Annotated in this window: 4 protein-coding genes and 1 other annotated feature; of the genes, 1 reads left to right on the forward strand and 3 read right to left on the reverse strand. The window is 29.8% G+C overall.

The window, feature by feature from the left end; translation table 11 throughout:
• Positions 1–42: 42 nt before the first annotated feature.
• The gene (gene ileS / locus COL3_RS15455) at positions 43–3,171 is read right to left on the reverse strand and encodes an isoleucine--tRNA ligase (RefSeq protein ID WP_008422859.1); all 3,129 of its coding nucleotides are present in this window, start codon (positions 3,169–3,171) and stop codon (positions 43–45) included.
• A gap of 94 nt (positions 3,172–3,265) precedes the next feature.
• Positions 3,266–3,515: a binding site (T-box leader), on the reverse strand.
• Positions 3,516–3,727: 212 nt separating this feature from the next.
• Here ileS and COL3_RS15460 point away from each other — a divergent pair.
• Complete coding sequence (locus COL3_RS15460; protein WP_008422861.1) at positions 3,728–4,201, forward strand: DUF2752 domain-containing protein; 474 nt, start codon at positions 3,728–3,730, stop codon at positions 4,199–4,201.
• 109 nt (positions 4,202–4,310) lie between these two features.
• Here the strand turns inward: COL3_RS15460 and COL3_RS15465 are convergent, their stop codons facing one another.
• Positions 4,311–4,703, reverse strand: a complete 393-nt coding sequence (locus COL3_RS15465; protein ID WP_008422863.1) for a DUF4190 domain-containing protein — start codon at positions 4,701–4,703, stop codon at positions 4,311–4,313.
• Positions 4,704–4,868: 165 nt separating this feature from the next.
• A complete protein-coding gene (locus COL3_RS15470) occupies positions 4,869–5,921 on the reverse strand; it encodes a cell division GTPase (RefSeq protein ID WP_008422865.1) in 1,053 nt (350 codons plus the stop codon).
• Positions 5,922–6,000 lie beyond the last annotated feature (79 nt).

The raw sequence follows: 6,000 nt of genomic DNA on the forward strand, positions 1-6,000 counted from the left end.
ACTTGAATAAACTCCTTTAATTCCTAGTCGATTTTAATTATTTTACATTGTGACCCCTGTGGTTATTACTTCTACATTCATATTTAATGATTCACTATTTATAACTGTTTCTGAATAATTAGATTCTTCATTATAAATAACCTCAGAAGTTAGTGTCTCTTTCCTAATTGTTTCTTCGAATTTCTTAATAACACCTATTAACATATCATTATTTGCAACATATAAATTTATTCTATCTGCAACTTCGAAACCTTTATCTTTTCTCATATTTTGAATTTTTGAGATGATTTCTCTTACATGCCCTTCTTCTTGAAGTTCAGGTGTAATTGTTGTATCCAAAACAACTCCTAGTTCACCTTCCCCAGCGAATGCATAGCCTTCTAATCCTTGCATTGTAACTAAAAGATTTTCGTTTGTAAGAACTATTTCTGTATCATTAACAACTATAGTTTCGCTTCCACCGTTTTGAATCTTTTGAGCTAATTCCATTTGATTCTTTTCTGAAATTGCTTTTCTTATTTGAGGAATTAATTTACCATACATTTTACCTATAACAGGTAAGTTAGGCTTAATTTCGAAGTTAACATACTTAGAAAGGTCAGCTCCTAATTCAACCATCTTTATATTTAATTCTTCTTTTACTATATCTCCATAATATTCTGGAAGTGATTTTGTTGAAATAAGCAGTTCTGAAAGTGGCTGTCTATTTTTAATATTAGCAGCATTTCTAGCACTTCTTCCAAGCTTAACTAATGTATAAGCTAAATCCATTTCCCTTTCTAATTCCTTGTTTATAGCTTCCTTGCTTACTTCCGGCCAAGAACATAAGTGAATACTTTCTGGAGCATTATTATCAAGATTTAAAACTAAGTTTTGATAAATTTCTTCTGTCATAAATGGTACAAACGGCGATGCTACTTTAACTAAGTTAACTAACACTCTATATAATGTTACATAAGCACCAATCTTATCATCTGTTAATTCTTGTGTCCAGTATCTAGCTCTGTTTCTTCTTACATACCAGTTTGATAATTCATCTGTAAAGTCTTCAATAGCTAAAGCTGCTTGAGTGATCTTATAAGTGTTTAATCCATCATCAACTGTTTCTATTAATGTATTTAACTTAGATATAATCCATTTATCCATTACATTGTCTGAAACAAAATCTTCATACTTAGTTGGATCAAAATTATCTATTTCAGCATATAACACGTAGAATGAATATACATTCCATAAAGTACCTAAGAACTTTCTTTGGGTTTCTGCAACATCATCCACTGAGAATCTTGTTGGAAGCCATGGAGCACTTGCAGTATAGAAGTGCCATCTTGTAGCATCTGCACCTTGACTGTTTAAGACTTCAAATGGATCAACAACATTTCCTTTAGACTTAGACATCTTAAGTCCCTTTTTATCTAATACGTGGCCTAATACTATACAGTTTTCAAATGGATTTGTATCAAATAAACATGTTGATAACGCCATTAATGTATAGAACCATCCTCTTGTTTGGTCAACAGCTTCTGATATAAATTGAGCTGGGAAATTCTTTTCAAATTTTTCTTTGTTTTCAAATGGATAGTGCCATTGTGCGAAAGGCATTGACCCCGAATCAAACCAACAGTCAATTACTTCATTAGTTCTACTCATTTCCTTTCCGCATTCAGGACATTTTAACTTGATTCCATCTACATAAGGTTTGTGTAATTCTATTCCCTTGCAGTCTGTAGTTGACTTTTCTTCTAATTCAGCTCTGCTTCCAATACAATCTCTATGACCACATTCACATTGCCATATTGGAAGTGGTGTTCCCCAGTATCTATCTCTTGATATACCCCAGTCAATAACATTTTCAAGGAATTTACCGAATCTTCCTGTTCTGATGTTATCAGGATACCAATTCACTTTATCATTATTTTCAAGTAATTTATCTCTCATTTGAGTCATTGCAACAAACCAGCTGTCCTTTGGATAATATAAAAGTGGTGTATCGCATCTCCAGCAATGAGGATATGAGTGAAGATGTTTGTGCTTATTAAATAATTTATTATTTTCTTCTAGGTAATTGCATATACTTTCATCACACTTCTTAACAAACTTTCCTGCCCATGGAGTTACTTCTGGAACGAAATTACCACTTGCATCTACTAGATTTACAAATGTAATACCATTTTGCTTTGAAACAAGACTATCATCTTCACCATAAGCTGGTGCGATATGTACTATACCAGTACCATCTGAAAGTGTTACGTAATCTCCATGAATTACTACAAACGCTTTACCTTCAACCTTTGCAAAAGGCATTAATTGTTCGTATTCAGTACCTAATAATTCTTCACCTTTATACTCTTTAATTACTTCGTGTTCTCTATCTCCAAGAACTGTTCCTATTAAGTCCTTAGCTAATACATAAACTTCATCATCAACTTTAACATCAGCATATGTGTAAGCTTTATTTATACATAATGCTAAGTTAGATGGTAGAGTCCATGGAGTTGTTGTCCAAGCAAGAATGTATTTGTTTTCTTCTCCTTTAACTTTAAACTTAGCTGTTGCAGTTAAATCTTTAACATCCTTATATCCTTGAGCAACTTCATGAGATGAAAGAGCAGTTCCGCATCTTGGACAATAAGGCATTACCTTATGACCTTTGTATAGTAAACCTTTATCCCATAATTTCTTTAATGCCCACCATTCTGATTCAATATAATCATCATGATAAGTTACATATGGGTCTTCCATATCAACCCAATATCCTATTTGACGTGACATATCTTCCCATAAGCTAACATATGAAAATACACTATCTTTACATTCTTTGATAAACTTTTCCACACCAAAATCTTCGATTTGTTCTTTTCCAGAAATTCCAAGCTTCTTTTCTATTTCTAATTCTACAGGAAGACCATGAGTATCCCATCCTGCTTTTCTTAGAACTCTATGCCCCTTCATAACCTTATATCTTGGGATAATATCTTTCATAACTCTAGTTAAAATATGACCAACATGAGGTCTTCCATTTGCTGTTGGAGGACCATCATAGAATGTAAAATATTCTCCATCCTGATTTGAATCAAAGCTCTTTTTAATTATATCTTTTTCCGTCCAAAGCTTTGCTATATCTTTTTCCATATTGACAGTACCTTTTGATGAATCTACTTTATTGTACATTAAAAAATTCCCCTTTCATTCTGAGTAAATTTTATACTTTCCTTAAAAATTGTTTCCTAATTTATATATTTTCTAAACGTAAAAAAACTCCATCCTACAGGACGAAGTTGAATTCGCAAACCACCTAAGGCAAAACATTTAAATATAGTATTAAATGCTTTATTTCAAGTACATACATACTCTATCCTTTAACGCAGGCTGTTACGTGACAACTTATTTGGCAATTAGTGCCTTTCAGTCTCCAACTCCTAGGTGATTTTCTCTAAGATTTATTATAGCTTTACACCAAACAGCTACTCTCTAAAAATAATATCTAAGGTACTTTTCCTAATCATAGTCTTTTATTGTAATATTATATATTATCGATTTTTAAATGTCAATTAATAGTGTTTTCTTAAATAAGTTGAATTATCATAATGCATTAGCTTTTAATCAATATATACCCATATACCCCAAACTATGTTAAAATATTTAATTATAATATATTCTGTAATACTATATTATAATTTTTATTTTACTTAACTAAAGTATGTTTAATTATATAAGGAGTATGAGTATGTTTAATCCAGCTATACAATTTAGAAAAAGTATAAATAATATAGAAGGAGGAATTTTTCTTTATCTTCTTTCAACTATTGCATTATTTATGGGACTTTTGTTTATTTTTTTATATCATGTTTTAAAATTTAATTTTTATATTCCTTCACTTCCTTGTGTCATACATGACTATTTACACTTATATTGTCCTGGCTGCGGCGGGACTCGTGCCGTAAAAGCATTATTAAATTTTGATTTAGTGAAATCATTCCTATGCAATCCTTTCGTATTGTACTTAGTTGGAATATTTCTATATTACTATATTGGATCAACAGTAACACTTCTTACAAAATTTAAAGTTGTAGTATTTCATTTTAGATTTTGGATGATTTATGGTGGGTTAGCCTTATTTATAATTAATTGCATTATTAGAAATATCCTTGCAGTTTATTATGGAATTGATTACCTTGGCGATATCAAAATTTATTGGTAATTTGTTTAAAACGCAAGAAGTGGTAATCTCTAGGTCTCCCTAGTATTACCACTTATATTCTAATTATAAATTTCTATAATTAATACATTATTATCAAATTACACTCAAACTAAAAATCATATTGATTTTTAAACTTACTAGGATTAAATTCACCTATCATAGCTAATATAACCATGATAATAAATATTGCAATTGCAATTGATGAACAAATGATTCCAGCAAGTGCAAGGTTATTTAATTTACCTTTTGAATCTTTAGATATTAGCCCAAGTACAAGACCTACCACTGAAAAAATTATCGATACATATGTGCAACAACATGAAAGTGAAAAAACTAAAGATATAATTCCTAAAACAAGTGACGCAACACTAAGATTATAAGCGGTCTTATTTTTATTTTGTTCCATTGAATTAATATTTCCATATTGATCTATTTGATTATTATAATTGTTATAATTTCTGTTATTATCATTATTATTTGGATTAAAATTATTATCCATCATTTATATCCCCCTCATTGAATGACATGTAAATTATACCATACAATACTTTTTATTTCAATTAATGCTATATATGTATTACAATTAAATATAGCTATCTCATTATGGAAACCAAATCCATATAAGACAGCTATACTATGTAAGGCTTTTTACATAACCTTACCTTTATTATTCAAATGAAAATTCTATTTCTTCTTCATTGCATCCATGTGATTCTTCATTTAGATAATTATTTTCATTATCTAAATTCTCATTAATATTTATAATAACACTTCGTTCCTTATTTCTTGATAATTTTCTCTTGGACTTATCTTCTAGTGCTACTTTTATTAATTTAATCGACTCAGTTGGCGTTTCACATCCACCAAGGACTACTATATTAAAGTTATTATTATACGTAATGTATGTACTTTTATACACCTCAAAACATTTAGCAACTTCGTTTGGATCATAACCATTTGTTTTTAAATTAATACCTAAATAGTCACAATCATATATATCTGGTTGAGCAAATACACTATTCTTTATAGCTAAATCTATGGCCGTTTTAGCATCTTTTAATCCATCGTAAAGCTTTAACACAAGTCCAGATCCATCAGCAGTATTTATTCTAAATGAATCTTTTTTATCAATATTTCCATCTATGTGAATACCCATTAAATTATATGATAAGTCTAAACTCTCAACTACCTCATTATTGACTTCCTTATAAGTATTTCTCTTATTATTATCTATAAACTTTATATCACTAATTAAATGAATTACACTATTTATATCATTCCAACATTCTATAGTATTCTTAAATGATAATTGGTCTTCTGTTAAACTAGGAAGAATTGCTACTACATTTATTTTTGCAGTAGGAATAGCGGCTGAGGCTATCTGTATGAAGGTTTTAACTGCACCAGATCCAGTTCCACCTGCCATACTCGTAAAAATAATCATTACTTCAGTTTGAGGATATTTTCTTAACAGAGTTCCTATTGCATTAGCATTATCCTTTATCATTTCCTTTGATTTATTTCTATCTCTTCCAGAACCATCAGTTCCAGGGTATACATAAACATTTTTATCTATATTTGCATTTTTTAAAGGCTTAATATCAGATAAACTACTATTAAAAAATAATCCATTATAACTCTTATTTTTGCTTAATAATCCATCTACTATATTTCCAGCACCTTGTCCTAATGCAACCAATAACATTTTGCTCTTTTCCATAATTATTCCTCCTACTAAAATGTGTTAGTGTAAAGTATTTACACTACTCTTCTTAATTTTTTCTTTATATATCAAGGGT

Origin of the sequence: Clostridium sp. LS (assembly GCF_002760435.1) — a bacterium.
GTDB lineage: Bacteria > Bacillota > Clostridia > Clostridiales > Clostridiaceae > Clostridium.

What these genes read in the sequence shown, in the direction of transcription:
- ileS (WP_008422859.1), bottom strand. Translation starts at nt 3,171, where the DNA reads ATGTACAATAAAGTAGATTCATCAAAAGGTACTGTCAATATGGAAAAA.
- COL3_RS15460 (WP_008422861.1), top strand. Translation starts at nt 3,728, where the DNA reads ATGTTTAATCCAGCTATACAATTTAGAAAAAGTATAAATAATATAGAA.
- COL3_RS15465 (WP_008422863.1), bottom strand. Translation starts at nt 4,703, where the DNA reads ATGATGGATAATAATTTTAATCCAAATAATAATGATAATAACAGAAAT.
- COL3_RS15470 (WP_008422865.1), bottom strand. Translation starts at nt 5,921, where the DNA reads ATGGAAAAGAGCAAAATGTTATTGGTTGCATTAGGACAAGGTGCTGGA.